Genomic DNA, 24472 nt, shown 5'->3' with positions numbered 1-24472 from the left:
GGTTTTCCGGCCCCCACCTGTCAGGCGGCTTTATATTGCGGCGCCGAGGCCAGGAATTCGGCGTAGGCAGCGGCGTTCGGGTAGGAGAATTGCTCGGCGAGCGGGTTGGAGCGCTTGCGTTTGGTCGCCCCGATATCGGCGAGCAGCTCGTCTAAATGGCGGAAGTGGAAGGGCGCGGAACAAAGTCCGCCATAGACCTGCGCCGCCGGGCGCTCGGTACGCCGCCAGGCCAGGTTCGCTTCGATGTCGGCCTCCATTTCCGCCCGGCTCGGCTGGTGGGCGAGCTGACCGTCCGCATAGCGCACCAGCCAGTTGGCGATCATTTCCGCCGACAGGACCGAGCAGAACGAGGAGTTGAAGCCGACGAAGCCCATCTCCGGCAGGTCGGGGTTCACCGATAGCCGGTACACCCGGTATTGCCCGTCCGGTTCGATCAGCTTGTCTCGGTACGCGGGATCGAGATAGGGGACGCCGAGCTTCCAGCCGACGGCGAGCACCGCGATGTCCGCCTTCACCCGGTCGCCGGTGGACAGCACGATCTCGTCGCCCTCGTAGCGCTCGAAGGTGCCCCGGATCGGCTTCACTGTGCCGGCCTTGAACGCTTCGAACAGGCCCGGGGTGACGATCGGCAGGGAGCAGGAGACCGCCTTCTCGATCGGCGTGTCGGGAACCATGTCCCATTTCTTCAGGCCGAGCTGCAACTTCAGCAGCGTTTCCAAGCCTCGGAAATTGGCCCAGACTAGCGGCTTGGTTGCCGCCGCCACGGTCCGCGCCACGGGGCCGCGACCCCAGCCGTTGAACTGCATTTCCTGGGCGCGGATATAGAGCAGCCGCTTGAAATTGATGCCGCCGATAAAATAAGGCACGCGCCACACATTCTCCCGGTAGACCAGGGTGACGGACGCGGCCTCGTTCTGGGCGGCGTTGACGGCGATATCGGTGCCGGACTTCGAGGCGCCGAGCACCACCACTTGCTTGCCGCGCACGATCGAGGGATCGGTATATTCCGACGAGTGCATCACCTTGCCGCCCCGGGCGATGAAGTCGTCCTGGCCTGGATGCGAGATGATGTTCTTGTCGGAAAACTGACCGGTGCCGACGGCGACGAAGTCGAAATCCTCCGAACGTTCGCCGTCGGGACCTTCAAGCGTCAGCGTCCAGCCGGGCTTGCCGTCGGCCCGGCGCGTCATCGCTGCGACGTTGGTGTTCAGGTGAAAAAGCGGCTTCAGATCGTGTTTGTCGGCGTACGAGTGCAGATAGGCATGCACCTGTGGCCCTTTCGGCCACTCGGGATAGTCGGCCGGCATCGGGTGGTCGGTGTAGCAGTAAAGATCCTTGGGCGACTGGGTCTGCACGCCCGGGTAGGAGCGCGACGGCTCCCAAACGCCGCCGATATCGTGGGTGCGCTCGAAGGCATGGACCTCGTGGCCCTTCTCATTGAACGCTTTCGCCGCCGCCAGGCCGCTCACGCCGCCGCCGATCACGGCAACTTTCTTTTTCGTCACCATGTCCTGTCTCCGTCTGGTCTGTTCCCGGTCGCCGCGATCAGGCGGCGTCCGGCGGCGGCAGGAAGTTGACGTCGTGCTCGGCGGAGATGCGCACGAGTTCGGCGGGATCGGTGACGTTGTCCAGGGCTGCGAACAGCGCGTAGAGCCGTCCGGCCGGGGCGACGCTGAAGACGGCGGTGGCGATCTTGCCGGACCGGTTGAAGATGCCGTGCGCCTCGTTCTGCGGCATGCGGATCGTGTCGCCGGCCTGAGCGACGTGTTTCTCAGGACCGAACTCGACCTCCAGCTCGCCATCCAGCACCGTGATCCATTCGTCTTGGGTGGTGTGGATGTGCGGCGGTACGAAGGTGCCGTCGGGAATGACGGCATGCCAGACGAAGGCGTGATCGCAATGGAGTTTGGGCGTGTAGGTGTGTCCGACGACGTTCCAGGCCGCGCCGTTGAGGCCGTCCGCGGCCTCTGTAACCCCTGCTTCGAGTTTCATGGATGAAGGCTCCCCTTTTGGTTATGGGGCAAGCCTACGTTGCGGCGCGCGCGGGCATTATCCGGAATGCGAATCAATCTCACCGCGCAAGCCGATTGAGTCCGATCCCGGATCACCTTGTCGCAGGCCAGCTTGACAGGCGAAATCGCCAAGCCGCATGATTCTTGCATGCCGACGACCGAGATCCATGAACCGCCGGCGCCTCTCGACCGGTTCCGACTGTTCAAGAGCACAGACCTCGACGAAGCGCGCACCTTCGTCGCGCGCACTTTCTGCGACCACCGCCTCGCCGTTACACGCGCGGGGGCGGGTCTCGACGCCTGCCACAACCATGTGCGCGGCGCGCAATTGTCGCTGAACTACATCCGTTATGGCGCCGATGTGGCGATCGAGCCGGGGGAGCTCGGGTCCTTCTATTTGTTTCAGATTCCGGTGTCGGGTGGCTCCACCATCCGCCATGGACGGCGCGAACTGACCACGACGTGTCAACGCGCGAGCGTGTTGAATCCCGATCGCCACACCGCCATGCGCTGGCATGAGGGCTGCGAAAAAATCCTGATCCAGGTCGACAAGAACGCGCTATCCCGGCTGGTCGAAACCCTGTCGGGTCACAGCCTATCCGGGCCGGTCCGGTTCGACCCGGAGATCGATTTCGCTCGGCCTGAGTTGGCGCGCTGGCGTGCGCACGTCTGCGCATTGTTTGCGGCCGCCGATGATGGGCGCGCCTTTGCCAAGTCGGCCGTGCCATTCCAGCGCTTGCTGGAAGACGAGCTTCTGTCGGCGTTCGTGATCCATCAGCCGGGCAATGCACGCCATCTTTTGGCGGACGAGCGCCGCGTGGCCCGCCCGCGTCACGTCAAACGAGCGCTCGACTATATCCGAGCCAACCTGGACGCGCCGATCGGGCTGGATGAGATCGCGGAGGCAGCGGGTGTGACCGGCCGCACGTTGCAGCTGGCTTTCCGGGAAAGCTTCGGGATGTCGCCGCTGGCGGTGGCCCGGCGCGAGCGCCTGAAGCAGGTGCAGTTCGCCCTGCTGAACCGCGATCCGGAGACCTCGATCGGCGATATCGCCGCCCGCTGGGGCTTTTTCCATCTCGGCCGTTTTTCCGCGCTCTACCGTGCGGAATTCGGCTGCCTTCCCAGCGAGACCAAGCCGCTGCATTGAGGGAGCAATTCGTTTCGCTTGCAGCTGCTAAGGCGAAGCGGGTACCGGTTCGCCGTTCGGAAACGCGTCGAAACAAGAGCTCGCGGGTCGCGTGTGACGCGAGGAGGCCGGCCTATATCGGCTGCGGCATCGAGTGCCACCAGATCCGAACCTCTTCCGCCAACCCGTCGTCAGCGAATTCGGCGACCAGCATCCCGTCCAGCTCCATGCGCGGCAGCGGATCGCCCGGCTTGCGGTCCGGTACGCCGGTCCCGGTGGATTTCGCCCAGATCTGAAACAGCTCTTCGGACGCGACCTGATAGGTCACGTTCCAGTGGGCGATGCCGCCGCGCTCGGTTTCCGCCAACACCTCGTAGCGGACGGAGATGTCGTCCTGGAGCTTGATCCGGTCCCAATATTGGGCGCGCGCCTCGGGCGTCGCCTGCACTTGGAACGGGGTGTTGTGATAGCGCCCGTCGGGCGTGAAGAGGGAGGCGAAGCCCTGCGAATCCTGCCCTTCCCAGACCCGCTTATAGGCGGCCATGAAGTCGTGAATGCCCATTTCGCTCCCCACCAGCCTTTCGATGTGATCGTTCGGCGGAGAGCATAGAGCCGTTCCCAATTCGACGGAATCGCGGAACGGCTCTCGCGTGTTGAAGCGTTTCGGGGCAGCGGAGCGGTGTCCGCCTGCCCAGAACCGATATCAGGCGGTGACCGGGTCGAGCTGAAGCGTGGTCACCGGCACGCCGAAGCGCTCCGCAAGATGCCAGCGCAGCTCGCGCATTGACTGATAATCGTAGCTACGGTCGAGGAGATGGCTCATCTCCACTTCGCCGTTGGTGTTGCGACGCCAGATCCGATCGAGGCGAAAGGTCGGGCCGTCGGTTTCCCGGTATCCCCCGGGGCGGGTCAGAAACGTGAACCTCATCATTGTTCCCTTCTTGTTGTTGTCACCGGTCGGTTACGTGCCGGCCTCGGTGAGGTGCCCACTTCAACTCTTCAGGTGTCGGTGGGCGTGCGGCCCTGCTTCGTGTCGTGCAGCCCAATTGGCCTCGTGCCGCGAAGGCCGCGATATCGCCTGCCTTTCGTCGAACCCGACGCCGTTTGCCGGACATCAAAGCCGGGGATGAATTGGCGATCCGTTCGAACAAACGTTCGCCCGAACTCCGGTCTTGTGCGCTTTGGGGGCCGATTCCTCGAACCCTCGCAAGCACCTACGATCACAGTCGGTTATGACGTGAAGATGACCCGGGCCTTGCGGAACGATGACGTTTCTGCGGCGTCGCGGGTCTCTGCCGGAAGGCTTGGATGTGGGAACCAAAACTGGAGAATACAAGACTCGCCGGCGGCGAGCGGGGCTCCGGCCTCTATCGCGCGCCGCTCGCCAGTTCGATGATCTCGGCGGTGATCTCGTCCTGGCGCACCTGTCGGGCGCGGGCGACCAGCTTGCCCATCGTGTCCTCGACATTTTCCTTGGCGGCGATCATGGCGCGCATGCGGGCGGCATTTTCCGCCGCGAACGAGAGCATCACCGCCTCGCACATCTCCGCGAAGACATATTCCTCCGCCAGCCGCGCGAGCAGGTGCTGCGGTTCCAGCGTCATCAAGGGCGTCTCCGCCGTTTCGGCGACCGGAAATCGGCTGAAGTCGAAAGGAACCAGCCGCTTTTCCATCACGGCGGACGGATCGCTGGCCTCCGGATCGGCATGCACCACGGTGACGCGCACCACCGCATCGGCGTCGAGACGGGAATAGAGCGCCTCCACGATCCGGTCGGCAAGGCTTGCCGCCTGGCCGGCATGCACCACCATCGGCGCCGACCAGTCGATCGACAAATCGCGCTCGGTCGCCAGCATCAATCCGCGATCGCCGACGAGCATGAGGTCCGTCGCGCCGGGCGGGTCGGCTGCGGCAAGCCGAGCGGCCGCGTCGAGAATGTGTTCGGAGAAGGCGCCGGCGAAGCCCTGCTCCGCCGTCAGCGCGACGATCGCATGGGTGCCGGTGATGGGGGTGTCGAGACGACTGCGGGCATCTTCCGGCAACACCGCCAGGCCTTCGCCGATCGCCGCCCCGATCGTGGTGGCATAGGCGCGTATACCGTCCAGATGGGCACGGGCCTCGCGGGTTCGGGCGGCGGCGATCGAACGCATCGCCGTAATGACGGCGGAGAGCTGATGCACCGTGCCGATGCGAGCCTCAACGTCGCGCAGCCGCTCCGTCATGGTGCGTCGCCGGCCGGCTGTGGCGTCTTTGCCGAGGCTGCCAGTTCGTCGGCGAGGGCCTTTACGGCCGCAACCAGCCGCTGCCGGACGCTGTCGTCGAGGGTCCCGTCGGGCGTGATCGCCGACACTGCATCGGTCGCCGTCTGATCGAGGTGGGAGGCAAGGCGCGGCCGGAGGGCGGCGAGCGTCTCCACCGGCAGGGCATCGAACACGCCATCTGCGAGCGCGGCCAGGAGGGCCACTTGGTCCACGAGCCGCAGGCTGGCGAACCGCGGCTGGATCAGGAGCGCGCGGATGCGTTCGCCGCGGGTGATTTGGCCCTTCACGCGGGTGTCGGACATGCCGCCGAAGCGGGTGAACATCTCCAATTCGAGAAACTGGGAATAGTCGAGCCGCAACCGACCCGAGACCGCCCTGAGTGAGGGAGCCTGGGCCTTGCCGCCGACCCGGCTCACCGACAGACCGACATCCACGGCCGGGCGCTGGTTCGAGGCGAACAGGCGGGAATCCAGGACGATCTGACCGTCGGTGATGGAGATCAGGTTGGTCGGGATGTAGGCGGAGAGGTTGCCGGCGTCGGTTTCGGCGATCGGCAGCGCGGTGAGCGAGCCGCCGCCGAGTTCGGGGGAGAGCTTGCCGGCCCGCTCCAGCATGCGGGCGTGAACATAGAAGATGTCGCCGGGATAGGCTTCGCGGCCGGGCGGCTCGCGGGTCAGAAGCGCGAGCTCGCGGTGGGTCGCGGCATGCTTGGTGAGATCGTCGATCACGATCAGGGCATCCTGGCCCTTGTCGCGGAAATATTCCGCGATCGAAAAGCCCGCGAACGGGGCGAGCCACTGCAGTCCGGGCGCTTCGGCCGCAGACGCGACCACGAAGATGCAGCGCTCCGGCGCGCCGTGTTCGCGGATGGCGGCGATGGCCCGCTCCACCGCCGTCGCCCGCTGGCCGACCGCGACATAGACGGAAATAATGTCGGAGCGCTTCTGATTGATGATCGCATCGACGGCGAGCGAGGTCTTGCCGGTCGCCCGATCGCCGATGATCAGCTCGCGTTGGCCGCGGCCGATGGAAAACAGCGCATCGACGACGAGGGTGCCGGTGGCGACCTGCTCGGAGACGAGATCGCGCTCGATGATCGCCGGCGCAGGTCGCTCCACCGGAACGGTTTCCTCCGCCACGATCGGTTCGCCCTCGTCGAGGGGGCGGCCGAGCGGATCGACGACGCGGCCCAGAAGGGAGGATCCGACGGGCACCCGGATCACTTCGCCGGTGCCCGTGACCGGAGTGCCGGCTTCAATATCGGTGCCTTCCTCGAGCAGCACCACGCTGACGGCGTCCGCGTCGAGAGTAAGCGCGAAGCCGGTGCGGTTGTTCGGGAAATGCAGAAGCTCGTTGAGCCGGACATCGGGCAGACCGGAAACGCGGGCGATGCCGTCGGCGATCTCCACCACCCGCCCGACGCTGCGGGTGCGGGGGGCAAGTTCTGTGCGGGCGACGGTCTTGCGGCTTTGCTCAAGCCAGCGATCGTCAATTTCCGGGGACGGCGCGTCAGGTTCGCTCATGCCGGGTGAGCTCCGTGAGAATCTGGGTCAGGTCGGCGCGCAGGTTGTTGGTCACCACGGCGTGCTCGGCGTTCAGTTCGAGCCCCGCGATCAGCGCCGGGTCGACGTCGATTTCGATTTCGATTTCGCGGCCGAGCGCCTTCGATAGCGCGCTTTGGCAAGCCGCCCGTTCGTCTGCCGTGAGTTCGCGCGGTGCCGTCAGCTGGACGGGTGCGCCATCGGCGCCGATTTCGGCGCGGATCGGCCCTTTCAGGTCGGCAACGCCGGCGGCGAGACCGTCGACGAAACCGAGCACGCGGACATTGTCGGGAAGGCGATCGACCAGCTTGGCCGCAATATCCACCGCAAGCTGCGCGGCGCGGTCTTTCGTGGTCGCCTCCGCCCGGGCTCGCTCGCGCTCGATTTCTGCGGTCGCTTCCGCGCGCAGCTTTTCGGCCTCCGCGCGTGCCGCCGCCAGGATCGACGCCTTCTGCTTTTCGCCCTCGGCCGCGGCCTCCTGGAGCTTCTGTCCGCGCTCTGCGGCAAGCGCCTGCTCGTCGGCTTCCGCCTTGGCGCGCTCCTCGTCGGCGGCCTTGCGCCGCGCTTCCGCCTCGTCCAGAAGCCTGCGCGCTTCCGCGCGCCGGGCCTCGATCATGTTGGCCACCGGACGGAACAGAAAGCGCGAAAGCAGCCAGATCAACACCAGCGCGTTGATCGTCTGCAGCGCGAGCGTCCACCAGTCGATGTGCATCTCTCGGTCCGGAGCGGGAGGAGCGGGGGAGGCTTCGTCAGCCCACGAACGGGTTGGCGAACAGGACCAGAAGCGCGACCACCAGGCAGTAGATCGCCATCGTCTCGATCATGGCCAGGCCGACGAACAGGGTTCGCGACAAGGTGCCGGCGGCTTCAGGCTGGCGGGCGATCGCATCCATGGCGGCGGCGACCGCGCGCCCCTCGCCCAGCGCTGGCCCGATGGCACCGAAAGACACGGCCATGGCGGCGGAAAAGATGGAGACGATTTCGATCCAGTTCATCGCGAGCGTCCGTTGCAGAGGAGAATCAGGAGGCGGATTTTTCCGGCGGTCGTCCTTCGGAGACGGCGGCGCCGATGAAGACTGTGGCGAGCACGGCGAAAATGTAGGCCTGGACGGCCCCGGTCAGCAGATCGAGCGCCATCAGCGGGATCGGAACCAGGAGGCCGGCGAGCGACAGCACGATGCCGACCACGAACACGCCGCTCATGATGTTGCCGAACAAGCGGACCACCAGCGAGAAGGTGCGGGTGATTTGCTCCACGATGTTGAGTGGGATCATCACCCAGGTCGGTTCGGCGAAGGTGGCGAGATAGCCTTTCAACCCGCGCGCCCGGATACCGTAGAAAATGGTGGCGACGAACACGATCAGCGCCAGCGCGGCATCGGTCTCCAGATGGGCCGTCGGAGGCTCCAGCCCAGGAACCAGAGACGACCAGTTCGCAATCAGCACATAGACGAAAATGGTGCCGATCAGAGCGCGAAACGGAGCGGGATCGCTCTGCATGGTGTCGCGGACCTGGTCGTCGACGAAGCCGACGATCATTTCCAGGACGGTCTGCATCCGGCCGGGCTCCAGCTTCAGCCGGCGGGTAAGCAGATAGGATCCGCCAGCGAGAATCACCATGATCGCCCAGGTGACGAGCACCGGCTGGGTGATCGGCACCGGCCCCAGATGAAACAGCGGCTCGACGATCAGTGGCGACGTCATGTGATCTTCCCCAGACGGCGGACTACGACGCGGCGGGCAAGCAAGAGACCAAGTGCGGCTGTCAGCAGCGGCAGCGCGCCGAGAAGAGCAATTCCGGCCAGCACCACGGCCAATATGACAAAGCGGCCGAGCTGTAGGGCGAGCGCAAGCGCGGTGCTGCCCCCTTCGGTGTAGAGCCGGGTATTCCACCACAGCGCACCGAAATGGACGATGCCGAGCCCCGCGCCCACGACGAAGCCGATGGCCGCGCCGACGGCGGGTTCGGAGATCAGGGCCTTGAGCGTTTCCATCATGGTCTCACGCCCTGTTCATCCATTTCCACGCCGACCAGAGGCCGAAGGCAGCGCCGATCATGATCAGGGGCGCGGTGAAGAAGACACCCGTCTCGAAGATGCGATCGAGCCAGCGCCCGATCAGAACGCCAATCAGGGTCGGAACGATGATGGTCCAGCCGAGAATGCCGATCTGGCCAAGCCGGGTGCCGAGCGAGGGTTCGGGATTGTCGCGCCCCTCCTTGGCGCTCTCGGCAGCTTTACGTGCGGCGTCGGCCAGCCGGTCCACGGGCTTGTCGGTGTTGCTCGGGGTCATGGCGCTTCCCCTTGCGCAAACGGCGAGTCATGCGTCTGGCCGTCCGGTCCCGGGCGCAGATAGTGCATGAGCTGACGCACGGCGCGGGCGTGAAGCTGCATCTGCTCGACCCGGGCGCGGCGGTCGATGTCGCTTTCCTGGCTGCGGAAGCGATCGACTTCCGCCTCCAGCGCGTCCAGGTCGGCTCCGACCATGCCCTGGCGGCAGGCAATCGCCACCTGCGCGCCGTCGGAGACCACCAAGACCCCCGCGCGCAGAACGCAATAGTGCTCCGTGTCGGCCCGGTCCCGCCAGCGAACGACGGAGGCTGGCAAAACGGTCAGGAGATCGGCATGGCCGGGCAGGATGCCGAAGCCGCCGCTTTCGTCTTCGGCGCGCACGGAGCGGATATCGGACGCATCGACCAGAACGTCTCCGGGTGTGGTGATGGTCAGGTGCAAGGTCCGTGCGCTCATGCCGCCGCTCCGCTCGCCGACGGTATGGCGGTTGCTTGGCCCGCGTTTTCCTTTTCGCGCGCCTCGTCCAGTGTGCCGATCATGTAGAGCGAGCTCTCGCTCCACCCGTCGCACTCGCCGGCCAGGATCGCCTGGCAGCCGGCAATGGTGTCCTCGATCTTGACCGAGCGGCCCGGCACGCCGGTGAACGCCTCGGTGACGGCGAAGGGCTGGGTCAGAAAGCGTTGCAACCGGCGGGCGCGCTCCACGATCCGGCGGTCGTCGGTGCCCAGCTCCTCCATGCCCAAAAGTGCGATCACGTCCTGCAATTCGCGGTAGTGCTCGATGGTGCGCCGCACCTCCGACGACACGCTGGCATGGGTTTCGCCGACGACCAGCGGATCCAGCAGGATCGACGAGGACTGGATCGGGTCGACCGCCGGGTACATGCCCTCCGCCGCCATGGAGCGTGAGAGCACCACCATGCTGTCCACATGGGTGGCGATTGTGGTGACGGCGGGATCGGTGAAGTCGTCCGCCGGTACGTAGACGGCCTCAATCGCAGTCACGGCGGCGTCGCCGACCGAGGCGATCCGCTCCTGAAGCGCGGCGACTTCACTCGCAAGCGTCGGCTGATAGCCGACGCGGGACGGCAGCCGGCCGAGCAAGCCGGAGACTTCCGCGCCCGCCTGGACGAAGCGGAAGATGTTGTCCATCAGCAGGAGCACGTCCTGGTGGCGCTCGTCGCGGAAATATTCGGCGATCGCGAGTGCGGTCATGGGCACCCGCCAGCGTGCGCCCGGCGGCTCGTTCATCTGGCCATAGACCAGGCAAGTGCGGTCGAGCACGCCGGAGTTCGTCATGTCGAGAAGCATCTCGTGGCCCTCGCGGGAGCGCTCGCCGACACCGGCGAACACCGAGATGCCCTGGTAGGCCGACGCCATGGCGTGGATCAGCTCCATCACCAGCACGGTCTTGCCGACGCCGGCGCCGCCGAACATGGCGGCCTTGCCGCCGCGTGCGAGCGGCGCGAGCAAGTCGATCACCTTGATGCCGGTGGCGAACAGGTCGGCCGAGCCGGTCTGGGCGGCGAAGGGCGGCGGCTGGCGATGGATCGGCCGCCGCGGCACGTCATCGGCAAGCGGGCCGTTCTTGTCGCCGATCGTGCCGACCACATCGAGAAGCCGGCCAAGCACCGCCTCGCCGACGGGAACGGTGATCGGCCCGCCGGCCGGCCGCACGATGTCGCCGCGTTTCAGCCCTGACGTCGCCTGGAGCGCGATCGCGCGCACGGTGTCGGCGGAAAGATGGGCCTGCACCTCGGCAACCACCGTTCCCCGGCCTTCGTCGTCGATGAAGAGCGCATCATCGATCGCGGGCAGCGAGCCACCGGTGAAGGTGATGTCGACGACCGCCCCGCGCAGCGCGATGACGTGTCCGTCCCCGGCTTGGCCGCGTGTCATCCGTACCTGACTCATGGGTTGTTGCTCGTGCCTTGAAGGCATGTGGCGAACTATGAGCCTCTAGGATGACTCCGACATTGCGTTGGAGCAATGCAGCGCACAATCGAGCCGCGGCGGTTCAGGTTCGTCCCCCGCGCGCGAACGACCAGAAGGTGCGCCGAGCGCGATGGGCCTTCATCTGGCCTGCGCCGACCTGCTCGGACATCGGCGGTGTGCCTTCGGGCGGATAGGCGAGCGAATTCTCGATTTCCGTGATCTCCGCGGCGGTCAGGTTCGGGAACGGCAGACGCTCGCCCTGGCGCCAGTCGTTCACTGTGCTTTCCGCCGCCGCCGCGCGCTCGGCGTCTAGGCCCCGGTCGCGGCCGAAATAGACGGTCTGCGCGGGCACGGCGAAGGCCGTTCCGGAACGCTCGACGATGTCCATGATGCGCAGGAACAGATCTTCACGGATCGCCAGGAACTCCGACCAATCGGTGGATTGGACATAGGCGAAGATCTCGATATCGAGGGCGTCCTCGCTGAAGCCGGCAAAGCGCACGCGGGCCGGGTCGTCTGTCACCTTCGGGTGGCCGATGAGGAGCTTGCGCAACTCCACCAGCACGTAGCGGAGCTGATCCGGTGTGGTCTCGTAACGTAGCGAGATCGTCTTGCTCAGAAGGATACGGTCGCGCTTGCCGTAGTTCTCCAGGTGCATGTTGACGAAGTCGGCGTTCGGCACCGAGACGATGGTCCGATCCAGGGTGCGGACGGTGGTGGAGCGGATGCCGATCCGTTCCACCGTGCCGATGCGGTCGCCGAAGCGGCAGAAATCGCCAACGGCCAGCGGCCGGTCGGCAAACAGAATGAAGCCGGCGATCACGTTCTCCAGCGTCGAGCGCGCGGCGAGGGCGACAGCCAGACCACCGATACCGAAGCCGGCGAGTGCCGCGCCGTAGGGAATGTTCAGCGCTTCGGCCAAGAGCAGGAGATTGCCGAGAACGATGGCCACCTTGACCACGCCGACCAGGAGCGAGGCCAGGATGTCGCCGCGCTCGGAAATGACGCCGGCGTCGTCGAGCCAGCTTCGGATCCCGTTGACGATCCAGAACTCGATCGGGACTGCGCCGGCGATCATCGCGATCACGGCAACGGCGAGCACGATGCTGGCATAGCTATCCGGTAGCCCCAGCAGCACCAAGCCCCCATAGCTGATCAACCCGAACACCAGGAGCCGGACGCCCCAGACGGCGAACCGAGCCGAGCTGAAGGCGCTTTCCTCGCTGGTCGGTTCGCCGCTTGCGAACAGGCGCCTGAAAAGCATCAACACCAGGCTGATCAGCCCGGTCGCGATCACAGCAAACAGAAACACCGCGACCATTGCCACCCACTGCCAAATCTCCAACGGCCCGAGCGGCTCCAAGAGGCGCGGCATCAGATCGCCGAGGACACTGCGGATCTTGAAGAAAACGGCGGGTTCGGGCCGATAGAGCGGCAGCACGCGCGGAGCCGGCGGCATGTCCTCCGTCGCGGTGAAGAGCTGGCGGACGGAACGCAGCGTATCCGGCGTGAACTTCCACTGCACGCCGTCGTCCGTCTCAACCGGCGCAATTGCGATATCGCCCATGGGATGCGTGAAGTGGATGTAGGGCGTCTGGCTGTCGGGATCGTTGGGGATTTCCTGGTAGACGACTTCTCCGATCCGCGCGAGCACCTGCTCTAGATATTCCGCGATCAGGGTCGCTTCCCGGTCCCTGGCGACCGGGCTCAACTCGGAGAGGTCGAGAGTCGCGATCGCCGTATCCAGGCCACCCGGACCCACGCGCATGGAATCGATGAACGCTTCTATGGTGTCGCGGGGCGTCCGCATCTTGAAGATGTGATTGATCGGCGGCACGCGGCCGCCGGTGTCTGCCAAAAGTGCTGAAAGCTTGTTTTCGAGGTCCTGCTCGGGCGGGACCTCGATGAACCAATCGCCATTTTTCTGAACGAAGGTCAGATCGAAGGTCTGATCATCGTAGCGCGTAAGCGTCACGGTCGCTTCGCCGCTCGCCGACTGGGTTTCCTGGCGAATATCGTCGAGTTGGAACTGTAGCTGTTCGATCACCAGGCCGAGGAGCGCGGTTTCCTTGAGCTCGTCGCGGCGATCAAGGTCGCCATTTCCGAAGTCGAGCAGCGAGACGGCGTTGTCCAGATATTCGAGCTGCCCGTTTTCGACCGCATCGGAGATGACCATAAAGGCGTGCAGCACGTCGGCCGGATTGGCCTGGGAGATGTTGGTCTCCGCGTCGATGCTCTCCGCCGTAACGCGTGCGCCGGTCCACCAGACGTCCTGGCCGAACCGGCCCATGAAGCTGCTGCCGTCTTCCGACAACACGAAGACGAAGTCGCCGGTCTCGTCCGGCTCCGTCCAGGTTCCGGTCAACCGCCGGCCGTCAACGGTTCCTTCGATCGTCCCGGAATAGAGCGGGTAGGCGCCCACGACATGGTCGTCGGTTTGCTTCAGGGTCAGAAGCGCGCCGCCCTCCGGCCAGCGGGTATCCCAGTTTCCGCCCCAGTTCGGGTCGGCGGCGAGGGCCGGCGCCAGCGTGATGAGGAGCAGGGGAACGATTGGGGCGAACATCCTTGATATCCGCCGAATTCCGTCCGCAACCGTCTGCCTCATGTCGCCCCACAGATCGCTTCGTCGGTCTTGCCGGCGCCAACCAACACCATTGCCGGTGCCAATGGAACCCTTTCGCGGCCAAGCTACGCTATTTGCCGAAGATGTCGGAGGGGTGCGGTGCGGCGCGCGCAGCCTCCTCCGTGGTCGAGCCAAGATAGAAGCTCAGATATTCGTGCAGAGCGCGGGCGGCCGGGTTGACCGCCGAGCGCGATTTATAGAGCAGCATCTCCACTTTCGGCAGCAGCGGGAAGGCGTCGCTGGGAGAGATTTCGCGCATGCCGGGCACGATCGCATGGCGCCCGAGCACGGTGACGGCCATACCGGAGAAAACCGCGGCCTGCAGTCCGGACACGCTTTCGGAAATGCAGGCGATGCGCCAGGGGCGTCCGCTTGCCTCCATCGCCTCGATGGCGTGGTCGCGAAAGATGTTTCCCGGCGGCAGCAGCGCGAGAGGGACCGGGCTCTCTTCGTGGGCGGTGGATTGCTCGCCGGTGATCCAGATGAGCTGTTCGCGATGCACCACCTGCCCGCCTGTGAAATCGTTCATGCGGGTGACCAGCGCAACGTCGACCTCGCCGCGATGGACGAGCTTCACCAGCGGGGTCGAGAGCGAGCACTGAAGCTGGACCTGGATGCGTGGAAATTCCTTGCGGAAATGGGAAAGCACGTCCGGCAGCACGTAGGCCGCATAGAGGTCGGGGGTGCCGAGCACCACTTGGCCTTCGATCTCGTCGGAGGCGAGCTTGGAAACCAGCTCGTCATGGGTCCTGAGGATCGATTTGGCGTAGGTGAGGATCAGTTCGCCGTCGCGGGTGAGAACCATCCGCCGCGCTTCCTGGCGAAACAGGACGCGTCCGCTCAAGTCCTCCAACCGCTTCAATTGCAGCGTGATGGCGGGCTGGGTGCGCCCCAGCCGCCGCGCCGTCTCGGTGACGCTTCCGGTTTCCGCAATCGACAGCAGGGAGCGGAGGACGCGGATGTCGAACGTCAGGGCGCTCATCTTGGCTTCAGCCCATTCCCTCCTCAGTCACGGCGGCGTCTGCGTCTCGGGCAGACGCCGCACGCGATCGTCAACAGCGCACGGAAGCAAGATGCGCGCCATCTTGAGGGATCAAAGCGCCGGCCAGTGCTGAGCCCACGGCCGGGCCAGCTCGAACGCGGACGCCACGGTCACCAGCCGCTCCTCCTGTAGCCAGGGCGCGACCACCTGCAGGCCGATCGGCAGGCCGTCGGTGTCGAAGCCGCACGGGAGACTCGCCGCCGGAAGGCCGGCCAGGTTCATGGGCCAGGTGAAGGGCGACCATCCCAGATGCGGGTCGACGGGGCGTCCGTCGATGCGATCGACGCCAAGCGTGCCTGCAGCGAAGGCAGTGACGGCGACGGTCGGGGTCGCGATCACGTCTACGGAGCCGAACAGCTCCAGGAACCGTCCGCGCAGCTTGGAGCGCCGGTGCGAGGCTTCCACATAGTCGACGGCGCTATAGGTTCGGCCGCGGGCGATCACCTTCAGGAAGTCCGGGTCGGAGGCATCGAAGGCTTGATCGTCGCGCTCCCCAACGGAGGCGGCCTGCTCGGCGAAGGCGATCGGCTGCAGGATGTCTTCCAGAATGTTCGGCGCGATGCCGGTTTCCAGAAGGCGAACGTCGGCGCCGAGCTCGGAAAGCGTCGCGACCGCGGCCTCGAACGCGGCGGCGACTTGCGGGTCGACCGCGGCGTAGCCGAGGTCGGGCGAGATGCCGATCACGAGGCCTTTGAGCGAGCCGTCGCCAGCCGTGTCGAAGTGGTAGGCCGACGGGAACGAGGCGGCATCGCGCGCGTCGTAGCCGGCGAGCACCTCCAGCATGGTGGCGGCATCGGCCACCGTGCGGGCAATCGGGCCGGTGTGGGCGAGACTGCCCCAGGACGGTGGAAAGAAGCCCGGCGCCCGGGAGACGAGCCCGTAGGTCGGCTTGATGCCGAACACTCCGCAAAAGGAAGAGGGAACGCGGATGGAGCCGACGCCATCGGTGCCGACCGCGATCGGCCCGCCGCCGCCGGCGACGGCCGCCGCCGCGCCGCCCGACGAGCCGCCACTGGTGCGGTCGGTCGACCACGGATTGCGGGTGATCCCGGTCACCGGGCTGTCGGCGGTGAGCTTGTAGCCGGACTCGCACGTGGTGGTCTTACAGGTGATGATGGCGCCCGCCTCCTGCAAGCGGGCCACCACATGGGCGTCGGCTTTGGGCACGAAGTCGGCCAGCGAGGGCGCGCCGCCCTTTGCGACCACGTCCTTCACGAACACCAGGTCCTTGATGGTGACCGGTACACCGGCGAGCGGGCCGAGCACGGCGCCGCTGCGATAGGCGGCCGTGGCGGCCTCCGCCGCCGCCGTCGCCTGGTCGTAGAGCTCGGTCACGACCACGTTGCAGGCCGCGTCCACCGTCTCCAGACGGCCGATCACCTGGGCCATCACCTCGCTCGGCGAGAAAGCGGCGGAGCGGAAACCGGCCACCAGCTCGACGGCCGATAGGCACGCGAGGTCCTGCGGAGCGGTCGCCTGCGCGCCGCTCACGATCGACTGCGACATGTCGGATGCTCCTATCGGGCAGCGAGCGCTGAGGCGACGGCGCGCTTGGCCATCACCATGACCATGTGGGCGCGATAGTCGGCGTCGGCGTGGATGTCGGAGTTGAGTCCACTGGAATCGATCGACAAGCGATCGAGCGCGTGCGTCTCGAACGCGGCCGTCAGTGCCTCCTCAAGATCGGGGACGCGGAACACGCACGGGCCGGCACCGGTCACGGCCACCCGGACGCCATCGGCGAAGCGGGCGACGAACACGCCGACCAGGGCGAAGCGCGACGCCGGGCTCTTCAGTTTGGCGTAGCCGGCAGCGGAAGGGACCGGAAAGCGCACCGACGTGACGATCTCGTCGGCCTCCAGCGCCGTCTCGAACAAGCCGAGAAAATAAGCGTCGGCGGGGATTTCGCGCCGGTTGGTGATCACGGTCGCGCCGAGACCGAGAACGGCAGCCGGATAGTCCGCCGCCGGGTCGTTGTTGGCGATGGATCCGCCGATGGTGCCGCGATGGCGGACCTGCGGGTCGCCGATACCGCCGGCAAGGCTCGCGAGCGCCGGGAGGGTGGAGCGGACATCGGGCGAACCGGCGACGTCGGCGTGGCGTGTCAACGCGCCGATCGTCAACGTGCCGTCGCCGATGGCGATGCCGACCATATCGGGAAGCGTCGAGAGGTCGACGAGATCGCTCGGTGCGGCGAGCCGCTGATTGATCGTCGGCAACAGCGTCATCCCGCCGGCCAGGAACTTTCCGTCCTCTGCCCCGGCGATTTGGTGGGCGGCCTCCTCCAGCGAGGACGGCCGGTGCAGCGCAAATCCCATAGCGTTTCCCTCACTCTGCCGCGACGCTTGTCGGGCGCGCGTTTCTGATGACGTTCCAGAGCCGGTTCGGTGTCGCCGGCATGTCGACATGGGTGATGCCGAGCGGTTTCAGGGCGTCGACCACGGCGTTGATGACGGCGGCCGGCGAGCCGATCGTTCCGCACTCGCCGCAGCCCTTCACGCCCATTGGGGTGTGGGCGCACGGCGTGGTGTGCGGGGAGATCGTCAAGGACGGGAGCTGGTCAGCGCGCGGCATGCAGTAGTCCATGAACGAGCCGGAGATGAGCTGCCCGCTCTCCTCGTCGTAGACCCCGTGCTCGAACAGCGCTTGGCCGATGCCCTGAACGATGCCGCCGTGAAGCTGGCCCTCGACGATCATCGGGTTGATGATGGTGCCGACATCGTCGACGGCGACATAGCTCTTCAGCTCGATCTCGCCGGAATCCGGGTCGATCTCGACCTCGCAGAAGTGCGCGCCGCCGGGATAGGTGAAGTTGATCGGGTCGTAGTAGGCCTGCTCCTCAAGACCCGGCTCCAGCACCTCCAGCGGATAGTTGTGGGGGACGTAGGCCGCCCCCGCGATCTCGGCGAAGGACTTGGAGCGGTCGGTGCCGGCGACCTTGAAGTCGCCTTTCTCGAAGACGATGTCGTCGAGGCCGGCCTCCAGAAGATGGGCGGCGATCTTGCGGCCCTTCAGGATCACCTTGTCGCCAGCCTTTGCCAGAGCCGCGCCGCCCACCACCAGCGAGCGCGAGCCATAAGTCCCCATGCCGAACTGCACCCGGTCTGTGTCGCCGAAGACGATGTCGATATCCTCAAACGGCACGCCGAGCTGGTCGGAAACGATCTGGGCAAACGTGGTCTCGTGGCCCTGGCCGTGATTGTGGGTTCCGATCATCACCGAGACATGGCCGGTGGGATGCACGCGAACGGTGGCGCTTTCGTAGAGGCCGCCGCGCGCGCCCATCTGGCCGGCGAGCCGGGACGGGGCGAGGCCGCAGGCTTCCACGTAGGTCGCAAGTCCTAGGCCGCGATACTTGCCGCGCTGGGCCGCCTCGTGCCGACGCGCCTCGAAGCCGGCAATGTCGGCCACCTCGATCGCCTTCTCCAGGCAGCCCATGGGATCGCCGCTGTCATACTCCACGATCACCGGCGTCTGGTAGGGATACTCGTCGGCGGAAATCATGTTGCGCTTGCGGATCTCCACCTTGTCGATGCCGGTCTCGATCGCTGCAACGTCCACCAGCCGCTCCAGGACGAAGGTCGCCTCCGGCCGCCCGGCGCCGCGATAGGCGTCGACCGGCAGCGTGTTGGTGAAGACGACCTTCACCTCGCAATAGATCGCCGGCATCTTGTAGACGCCGGACAGAAGCGGTGCGTAGAGGTTGGTCGGAATGTTCGGCCCGAAGGTGGAGAGATAGCCGCCCATGTTGGCGAGCGTACGCACCCAGAGGCCCAGGAACTTGCCGTCGGCGTCGAGCGCCAGTTCCGCTTCCGTCACGTGATCCCGGCCCTGGCGGTCGGAGATGAAGCCCTCCGAACGGTCGCTGACCCATTTGACCGGCCGGCGGATCTTGCCGGCCACCCAGGTCAGCACCGCTTCTTCCGCGTAGTGGAACTGTTTCACGCCGAAGCCGCCGCCCACGTCCGGCGCCACGATCCGCAGCTTGTGCTGGGGAATGTTCAGCACCAGCCCGCCCATCAGAAAGCGCACCACATGGGGGAACTGGCTGGTGGTGTAGAGGGTGTAGTGGTCGCGGGCGCGGTCGTAGTCGGCGATCGCGGCGCGCGATTCCATCGGGTTGCCGATCAACCGGTTGTTGACCAGCTCGATCCGGGCGATGTGGGCGGCCTTGGCGCGGGCGTCGTCGACCGCCGCGGCATCGCCGAGCGACCAGTCGCAGCAGAGATTTTCCGGCACATCTTCGTGGACCAGCGGCGCGCTGGGCTTCAGCGCCTCGATCATGGAGACGACCGGCGTCAGCGGCTCGTAGTCGACGGCGACGAGATCGGCCGCGGCGCGCGCCATCTCAGGGGTTTCGGCGATCACGACGGCGACCGGATCGCCGACATGGCGGACCTTGTCGACGGCGAGCGGCGGATGGCGCGGCTCTTTCATGGGTTCGCCGTCCGAACCGGTGATGCCCCAGCCGACGGGCAGGCCGCCGACTCCATCGGCATCCATTTCGGCGCCGGTGAAGACGGCGACCACCCCCTCCGCCCCCTTGGCGGCGTCCGTGTCCACCGATTTGATCAGCGCATGGGCGAACGGAGAGCGCACGAAGATCGCGGCCGCCATGTTCGGCAGCTTGATGTCGGCGACGTAGCGGCCCTTGCCGGTGAGGAACCGGACGTCTTCCTTCCGCTTGGGAGCCTCGCCAATTCCGATCGACGTCATGGTCATCCCTTTCTCACACGCTTTGGTGCATGGCGGCGGTGCCGGCCAGCACGGACTTGACGATGTTCTGGTAGCCGGTGCAGCGACAGATGTTGCCTTCCAGCCAGCCGCGGACCTCCGCCTCGGTGGGCGACGGATGGCGGTTGGCGAAGTCGACCGCAGCAATCAGCATGCCGGGCGTGCAGAAGCCGCACTGAAGACCGTGATTTTCGCGAAAGGCCTGCTGCATCGGGTGCAGCTCGCCTTCGGGGCTCGCGAGCCCCTCCACGGTGGTCACCACCGCGCCCTCGAGCGAGGCGACGAGCAGCGCGCAGCTTTTCATGGACTCGCCGTCCACCATCACCAGGCAGGCTCCGCACTGGCTGGTGTCGCAGCCGATATGGGTGCCGGTCAGGTCCAGGGTCTCGCGCAACAGGTCGACCAGCCGCGTCGACGGCTCCACATCGACGCTCATCGGCTTGCCGTTCAGGACGAAACTGACGTTCATGGCGGGCGACCTTTCTACTTTTCGACTGTTTTACTGCGCCATCAGGTGGGCGTGTTCGATGTCCCAGGAGGCGTAGACCACGTCGCCGACGTGCATCGGATCCTGGAAGAAACGGCGTTCGGGAACGAAGGCGATGAAGGCGACATCCTCGCTGGTATCGAGCATGACCTTCACGAAGTTGCCCTGGTATTCGATCGCGGTGATGCGGCTGGAGACGGCGGCGCGACCGGGGCTGTCCAGGCGCTTGTCGGGGCGGATCAGCTCGATGTCGTCGCGGCGGATGGCGATATCGATCGAGGAGCCGGGCTCGATACGGGTCTTGCCGTCGATCGCGACCTCGATCGGGTCGCGGTCACGCGGGGCCACGGTGGCGCGCACGCCATTCACCGCCTCGACCCGGCCGGCGATGACGTTTTGCCCACCCATGAATTCCGCGACGTAGCGGTCGCGGGGCGAGATGTAGACCTCGCGGGCGGGGCCGGCTTGCTTGATCCGGCCCTTCTCCATCACCACGACGAGGTCGGCCAGCGCGATCGCCTCGAGCTGGGTGTGGGTGACGTGGACGAAGGTAATGCCTAGGTCCTTCTGCATGGAGGCGAGCTCGGTGCGCATCTGAATGCGCAGATGCTCGTCCAGCGCCGACAGCGGCTCGTCGAGAAGCAGGACCCGCGGTTCGGTGATGGCGGCGCGCGCTAGCGCGACGCGCTGCTGCTGACCGCCGGAGAGCTGGCCGGGCAGACGCTCGGCGAAGGTGCCGAGCTGCACCTTTTCGATCATCGCCTGGGCACGCTCGTAGCGCTCTTTTTTCCCCATTCCGCGCACCCGGAGCGCGTAAGCGATGTTGTCGCGTACCGAGAGATGCGGAAACAGCGCGTAGGACTGGAACATCATCGCCGTGCGCCGCTTGACCGGTGGCAGCCCGACCACGTTCTCACCGCCGATCAGCACCTCGCCGTCGGTCGGGTCTTCGTGACCCGCGATCATGCGCAGGATGGTGGACTTGCCGCAGCCGGATGGGCCGAGGATGCAGCAATAGGCGCCGTCGGGGATCTTCAGGTTGACGCCGTCCACGGCTCTCGACTGGCCATCGTAGGATTTCACGATGCCGGCAAGTTCGATGGCGCCGCGTCCGGGCGAGGTCGGGTTCGATTCCATATCAGGCCTCGTTGTCGATGCGCGCCGCCCGGCGCCGCTGGATCAGCACGATCGATCCGAGCGCCAGGCCGATGATGAGGAAGGAGACGACGGTGGTGACGGTCCCAAGCGCGTAGAGCGCGGGCGAGGTCACGTTGAGCGTCATGCTCCAGATCTCGAGCGGAAGCGTGTTGAGCGAGCCGGCCGACTGCAGCGTGCGGGCGAACTCGTCGTAGGAGAGCGTGAAGCCGAACAGCGCGACGGCCACGAGCCCCGGCAGCAGGATCGGCAGCACCACCAGCCAGACGGTCTGGAGCGGCGAGGCGCCGAGATCGCGCGAGGCCTCCTCCCAGGCGGAATTGAACCGCGACATCACGGCGAACATGATCAGGACGCCGAACGGCAGGGTCCAGGAGAGCTGGGCGCCGAGGGCGGAGGTGTACCAGGTCGGCTGCAGGCCGAGGAAGTTGAACATCAGTCCGACGCCGAGGCCCAGCACCAGGCCGGGCGCAACCAGGCTGCCGATCATCACGTAGAATACCGCGGTATCGCCCCAGAAGCGCCGGCGGAAGGCGAGGCCGGCGAGGAAGGACACCGCCACCGTCAGCGCTGTCACGATCAGGGCGAGCTTGATGGAGCGGTCGAACGAACCTTTCACGTCGCCGGTGCGCACCTGGGTGAACAGGTCGACGAACCAGTGCAGCGACAGGCCCTTCATGGGGAATACCAGCGCGCCGCGGACATCCTGGAAGGACAGGATGTAGATCGAGATCATCGGAGCGTAGAGCGCGACCACGTAGAAGATGAAGAAGGCGGCGAGGATGTAGAAGGTCCAGGGCCGGCCCGTACGCGGCTCGGCACTTTTGCGCGTCGGGCCGCTCATCGGGCGATCTCCTTGCGGATGTCCACCACACGCAGGATGGCGAAGACGACGGCGAACACGATGACGGTGAGAATGATCGAGTTGGCGGCGGCGGACGGATACTGCAGCACGCCGACATCCTCGTAGAGCGCGCCGACCACCGAGGCGGAGCCGCCGCCGGACATCACCTTCACCACGAAGAAGTCGCCCATCACGATCGAGAGGACGAAGATCGAGCCGAGCGCGATGCCCGTCTTGGACATGGGCACGATGATGTAGCGCATGATGTCGAGACGGCTGGAACCGGCATCGAGAGCGGCCTCGATCAGCGACTTGTCGATCTTCGCCATGGAATTGAAGATCGGCACGATCATGAAGATCGTGAGCTGGTGCACGTAGGCGACGATCACCGCGAAGCTGGAAAACAGCAGGAAGGTCAGCGGCTGGTCGATCGCGCCGGCACCCATCAGGCCTTGGTTGATCAGTCCTTCTTTCCCGAGTAGCGGCAGCCACGAGATCATCCGGATGATGTTGGAGGTCCAGAACGGGACCGTGCACAACAGGAACAGCCCAATCGCCAGCAGCGGGTTCTTCACGTGGAACACGAGAAAGTAGGAGACCCAGAATCCGATGACGGTGGTGAAGACCCAGGTGATCACCGCGAATTTGGCGGTCTCGAAGTAGAGGTCGAAGGTCAGCCGCGAATTGAAGATGTAGAGATAGTTGTCGAGGGTGATTGTCGGGATCATGCCGCCGAAGCCGTCCGTCTCCATCACGCTCGCCGCCAGGATCACGCCGAACGGCACGACGAAGAACGGGATCAGCACGAGCAGAAGCGGGGTGACCGCAAGCCATCCGAACGCGTCGGCGCGCTTGGCCATGATCGGAACTCCATGAGGTCGGAAAGGATCGGGGCGGCGGGCCGCCCCGAAATTTTGGTGGCCACGAACGCCCGGATCAGGCGACCTTGAACTCGTTCCAGCGCTTGTTCATGTAGGCCGCCTCGTCCATCAGCGTGTTCCAGCACGAGATGTTGGTGACGCGGTCCAGGAACGAGCCGCCGTCGCGCTTGGCGCCGGCCGGCTCCATCGGCACGCCGTAGGGGTCGTCGATCGGTGCCGGGGCTGGCTCGCCCTCGTACCAGTAGGCCCACTCGGCCGGCGTGAGGAACTCCTTGGCGGTGTCCGGTACCGGCGAATAGTAGCCGTAGCGCGCCACGAATCCTCCCTGCCAGCCGGAGAGGTACCAGTTCAGATACTCGTAGGCGGCGTCGAGCTTCTTGCCCGACAGGTGCTTCATCAGCGCCATGCCGTTGCACCAGCCGCGATAGCCTTCCTTGCCGTTCTTGCGGTTCACCGGCGCATAGATGCAGGGAACTTCCTTGACGCGGACGGCGGCCACGGCCGGCGACCACATGGACTGGATGATCACTTCGCCAGCCGCCATCAGGTTCACCGACTGGTCGAAGGTGGTCCAGGTGGCGCGGAAGTGGCCGTCACGCTTCAACTGGATCAAGGCGTCGATCGTCTTGTCGATCTCCTCCTTGGTCATGTTGCCCTTGTTGCCGTACTCGATCAGCCCGGCGCTTTCGAAGCAGAGCGCGGCGTCCATGATGCCGATCGCGGGCACGTCCAGAATGGCCGCCTTGCCCTTGTATTTCGGGTCGATCAGCTCCTTCCATTCGGTCACTTCGTGGCCGACGAGGTCGGGCCGGTAGCCGATGGAATCGGCGTTGTAGACCTGGGGCAGGAAGGTCATCCAATCGGTGACGCCCTCGTGCAGCTCGGTGGAATCCGGCGCCTCGATATACATCGCCTCATAGGGCGAAATGCCTTGGCGCGGGATCTCGAAGCCGGCGATCTCACCCTTGGTGAAGATGGGCAGGATGTTGTCGAATTGCTTGATCTTCGCCCGCTCGATGCCCTGGATCACGCCGCGCTTGGTGGCGAGCTTGGCCTGCCAGCCTTCCACATCGGCGATGTCCACCGAGTTCGGCTGGGTGATGAACCGGTTGATCGCGGCCGAGGTGTCGAGATTCTGCATCGTCACCTTGAAGCCGAGATCCTTCGACGCCTGGTCGCCGATCGCCTTCACGACGGAGTAGGACACGCCGACATGGGTCAGCTCGATATCCTTGATTTCTTGGGCCCAGATCGTTGGAAAGCCCGTGATCGCGCCCGAGCCGACAGCCGCGCCTGCCGTGGCGGCCGCCCCTTTCAGCACGGATCGCCGGGAAATCCCCTTATCGCCGGTGCCGGTTCCATTGGAAGTTTTGGTCATTGGTCACACCCCTCCTGATCGGCTGCCGCGGTCGTTCACAGCAGCGCGTCGCAAATCGTCGAGCGAAGGATCAAGTTGAGTGAGATGCTAGGCGGTGGCGCGAAGAATAGACTAATTTAAAGGTCAAATGGGATGGATTTGGCCTGCTTATTCGTCCAGTAAA

General features: G+C 65.7%; 24 protein-coding genes. 1 reads left to right on the top strand and 23 read right to left on the bottom strand.

All coding sequences use genetic code 11. The features are described 5' to 3' along the window. Window positions 1-20: 20 nt before the first annotated feature. Window positions 21-1508, bottom strand: coding sequence for a flavin-containing monooxygenase (locus HNS03_RS01450; RefSeq protein WP_367192546.1), 1488 nt, complete (start codon window positions 1506-1508; stop codon window positions 21-23). 37 nt (window positions 1509-1545) lie between these two features. Then, the gene (locus HNS03_RS01445; RefSeq protein ID WP_367192545.1) at window positions 1546-1992 is read right to left on the bottom strand and encodes a cupin domain-containing protein; all 447 of its coding nucleotides are present in this window, start codon (window positions 1990-1992) and stop codon (window positions 1546-1548) included. 168 nt (window positions 1993-2160) lie between these two features. Here HNS03_RS01445 and HNS03_RS01440 point away from each other — a divergent pair, with 168 nt between their 5' ends. Continuing rightward, window positions 2161-3159, top strand: coding sequence for an AraC family transcriptional regulator (locus tag HNS03_RS01440; RefSeq protein ID WP_367192543.1), 999 nt, complete (start codon window positions 2161-2163; stop codon window positions 3157-3159). 112 nt (window positions 3160-3271) lie between these two features. Here the strand turns inward: HNS03_RS01440 and HNS03_RS01435 are convergent, their stop codons facing one another. The 21 genes from HNS03_RS01435 to HNS03_RS01335 form a co-directional block, all read right to left on the bottom strand. Then, window positions 3272-3700 carry a nuclear transport factor 2 family protein gene (locus HNS03_RS01435; RefSeq protein ID WP_367192542.1) on the bottom strand — a complete coding sequence of 143 codons (429 nt, stop codon included), beginning with the start codon at window positions 3698-3700 and terminating at the stop codon, window positions 3272-3274. 141 nt (window positions 3701-3841) lie between these two features. Further along, window positions 3842-4066: a hypothetical protein gene (locus HNS03_RS01430; protein ID WP_367192540.1), complete on the bottom strand. Its 225-nt coding sequence runs from the start codon at window positions 4064-4066 to the stop codon at window positions 3842-3844. 439 nt (window positions 4067-4505) lie between these two features. Further along, window positions 4506-5360, bottom strand: a complete 855-nt coding sequence (locus tag HNS03_RS01425) for a F0F1 ATP synthase subunit gamma (RefSeq protein ID WP_367192538.1) — start codon at window positions 5358-5360, stop codon at window positions 4506-4508. Next, window positions 5357-6922 carry a F0F1 ATP synthase subunit alpha gene (locus HNS03_RS01420; protein ID WP_367192537.1) on the bottom strand — a complete coding sequence of 522 codons (1566 nt, stop codon included), beginning with the start codon at window positions 6920-6922 and terminating at the stop codon, window positions 5357-5359. Before HNS03_RS01420 ends, HNS03_RS01425 begins: the two co-directional genes overlap by 4 nt. Beyond that, on the bottom strand, window positions 6909-7652 hold the full coding sequence (locus HNS03_RS01415) for a F0F1 ATP synthase subunit delta (RefSeq protein WP_367192536.1): 744 nt from the start codon (window positions 7650-7652) through the stop codon (window positions 6909-6911). The genes HNS03_RS01420 and HNS03_RS01415 overlap by 14 nt, the downstream gene beginning before the upstream one ends. Before the next feature lie 37 nt (window positions 7653-7689). Then, complete coding sequence (locus HNS03_RS01410) at window positions 7690-7935, bottom strand: F0F1 ATP synthase subunit C (protein ID WP_367192534.1); 246 nt, start codon at window positions 7933-7935, stop codon at window positions 7690-7692. A 25-nt stretch (window positions 7936-7960) separates the two neighbouring features. After that, entirely contained in the window at window positions 7961-8644 is a 684-nt protein-coding gene (locus HNS03_RS01405) for a F0F1 ATP synthase subunit A (protein ID WP_367192532.1), read from the bottom strand. After that, on the bottom strand, window positions 8641-8937 hold the full coding sequence (locus HNS03_RS01400; protein WP_367192530.1) for an ATP synthase subunit I: 297 nt from the start codon (window positions 8935-8937) through the stop codon (window positions 8641-8643). Before HNS03_RS01400 ends, HNS03_RS01405 begins: the two co-directional genes overlap by 4 nt. A gap of 4 nt (window positions 8938-8941) precedes the next feature. Next, entirely contained in the window at window positions 8942-9232 is a 291-nt protein-coding gene (locus tag HNS03_RS01395; protein WP_367192528.1) for an AtpZ/AtpI family protein, read from the bottom strand. Beyond that, a complete protein-coding gene (locus HNS03_RS01390) occupies window positions 9229-9687 on the bottom strand; it encodes a F0F1 ATP synthase subunit epsilon (protein WP_367192526.1) in 459 nt (152 codons plus the stop codon). The genes HNS03_RS01395 and HNS03_RS01390 overlap by 4 nt, the downstream gene beginning before the upstream one ends. Next, window positions 9684-11144, bottom strand: a complete 1461-nt coding sequence (gene atpD / locus HNS03_RS01385) for a F0F1 ATP synthase subunit beta (RefSeq protein ID WP_367192524.1) — start codon at window positions 11142-11144, stop codon at window positions 9684-9686. The genes HNS03_RS01390 and atpD overlap by 4 nt, the downstream gene beginning before the upstream one ends. 103 nt (window positions 11145-11247) lie before the next feature. Beyond that, on the bottom strand, window positions 11248-13728 hold the full coding sequence (locus tag HNS03_RS01380; RefSeq protein ID WP_367192522.1) for a mechanosensitive ion channel family protein: 2481 nt from the start codon (window positions 13726-13728) through the stop codon (window positions 11248-11250). Between the two features lie 130 nt (window positions 13729-13858). Next, entirely contained in the window at window positions 13859-14770 is a 912-nt protein-coding gene (locus HNS03_RS01375; RefSeq protein ID WP_367192521.1) for a LysR substrate-binding domain-containing protein, read from the bottom strand. 111 nt (window positions 14771-14881) lie between these two features. Next, entirely contained in the window at window positions 14882-16336 is a 1455-nt protein-coding gene (locus HNS03_RS01370) for an amidase (RefSeq protein ID WP_367192519.1), read from the bottom strand. 11 nt (window positions 16337-16347) lie between these two features. Then, window positions 16348-17148 carry a xanthine dehydrogenase family protein subunit M gene (locus HNS03_RS01365; protein WP_367192517.1) on the bottom strand — a complete coding sequence of 267 codons (801 nt, stop codon included), beginning with the start codon at window positions 17146-17148 and terminating at the stop codon, window positions 16348-16350. A 10-nt stretch (window positions 17149-17158) separates the two neighbouring features. Further along, on the bottom strand, window positions 17159-19546 hold the full coding sequence (locus HNS03_RS01360; protein ID WP_367192806.1) for a xanthine dehydrogenase family protein molybdopterin-binding subunit: 2388 nt from the start codon (window positions 19544-19546) through the stop codon (window positions 17159-17161). A gap of 13 nt (window positions 19547-19559) precedes the next feature. After that, a complete protein-coding gene (locus HNS03_RS01355) occupies window positions 19560-20033 on the bottom strand; it encodes a (2Fe-2S)-binding protein (RefSeq protein WP_367192515.1) in 474 nt (157 codons plus the stop codon). 30 nt (window positions 20034-20063) lie between these two features. Then, window positions 20064-21188 carry an ABC transporter ATP-binding protein gene (locus HNS03_RS01350; RefSeq protein ID WP_367192514.1) on the bottom strand — a complete coding sequence of 375 codons (1125 nt, stop codon included), beginning with the start codon at window positions 21186-21188 and terminating at the stop codon, window positions 20064-20066. Between the two features lies 1 nt (window position 21189). Beyond that, window positions 21190-22050, bottom strand: a complete 861-nt coding sequence (locus HNS03_RS01345) for an ABC transporter permease (protein WP_367192512.1) — start codon at window positions 22048-22050, stop codon at window positions 21190-21192. Continuing rightward, window positions 22047-22910, bottom strand: a complete 864-nt coding sequence (locus tag HNS03_RS01340) for an ABC transporter permease (protein WP_367192511.1) — start codon at window positions 22908-22910, stop codon at window positions 22047-22049. Before HNS03_RS01340 ends, HNS03_RS01345 begins: the two co-directional genes overlap by 4 nt. Window positions 22911-22986: 76 nt before the next feature. After that, window positions 22987-24309 (bottom strand): PotD/PotF family extracellular solute-binding protein, encoded by a 1323-nt coding sequence (locus HNS03_RS01335; RefSeq protein ID WP_367192509.1) that lies wholly within the window; start codon window positions 24307-24309, stop codon window positions 22987-22989. Window positions 24310-24472: the final 163 nt, after the last annotated feature.

Origin of the sequence: Amorphus sp. 3PC139-8, from assembly GCF_040750475.1 — a bacterium.
Classification (GTDB): Bacteria; Pseudomonadota; Alphaproteobacteria; order Rhizobiales; family Amorphaceae; genus Amorphus.
The sequence above is the reverse complement of the archived record's forward strand: the minus strand, read 5'-3'. Positions and strand labels throughout refer to the sequence as shown.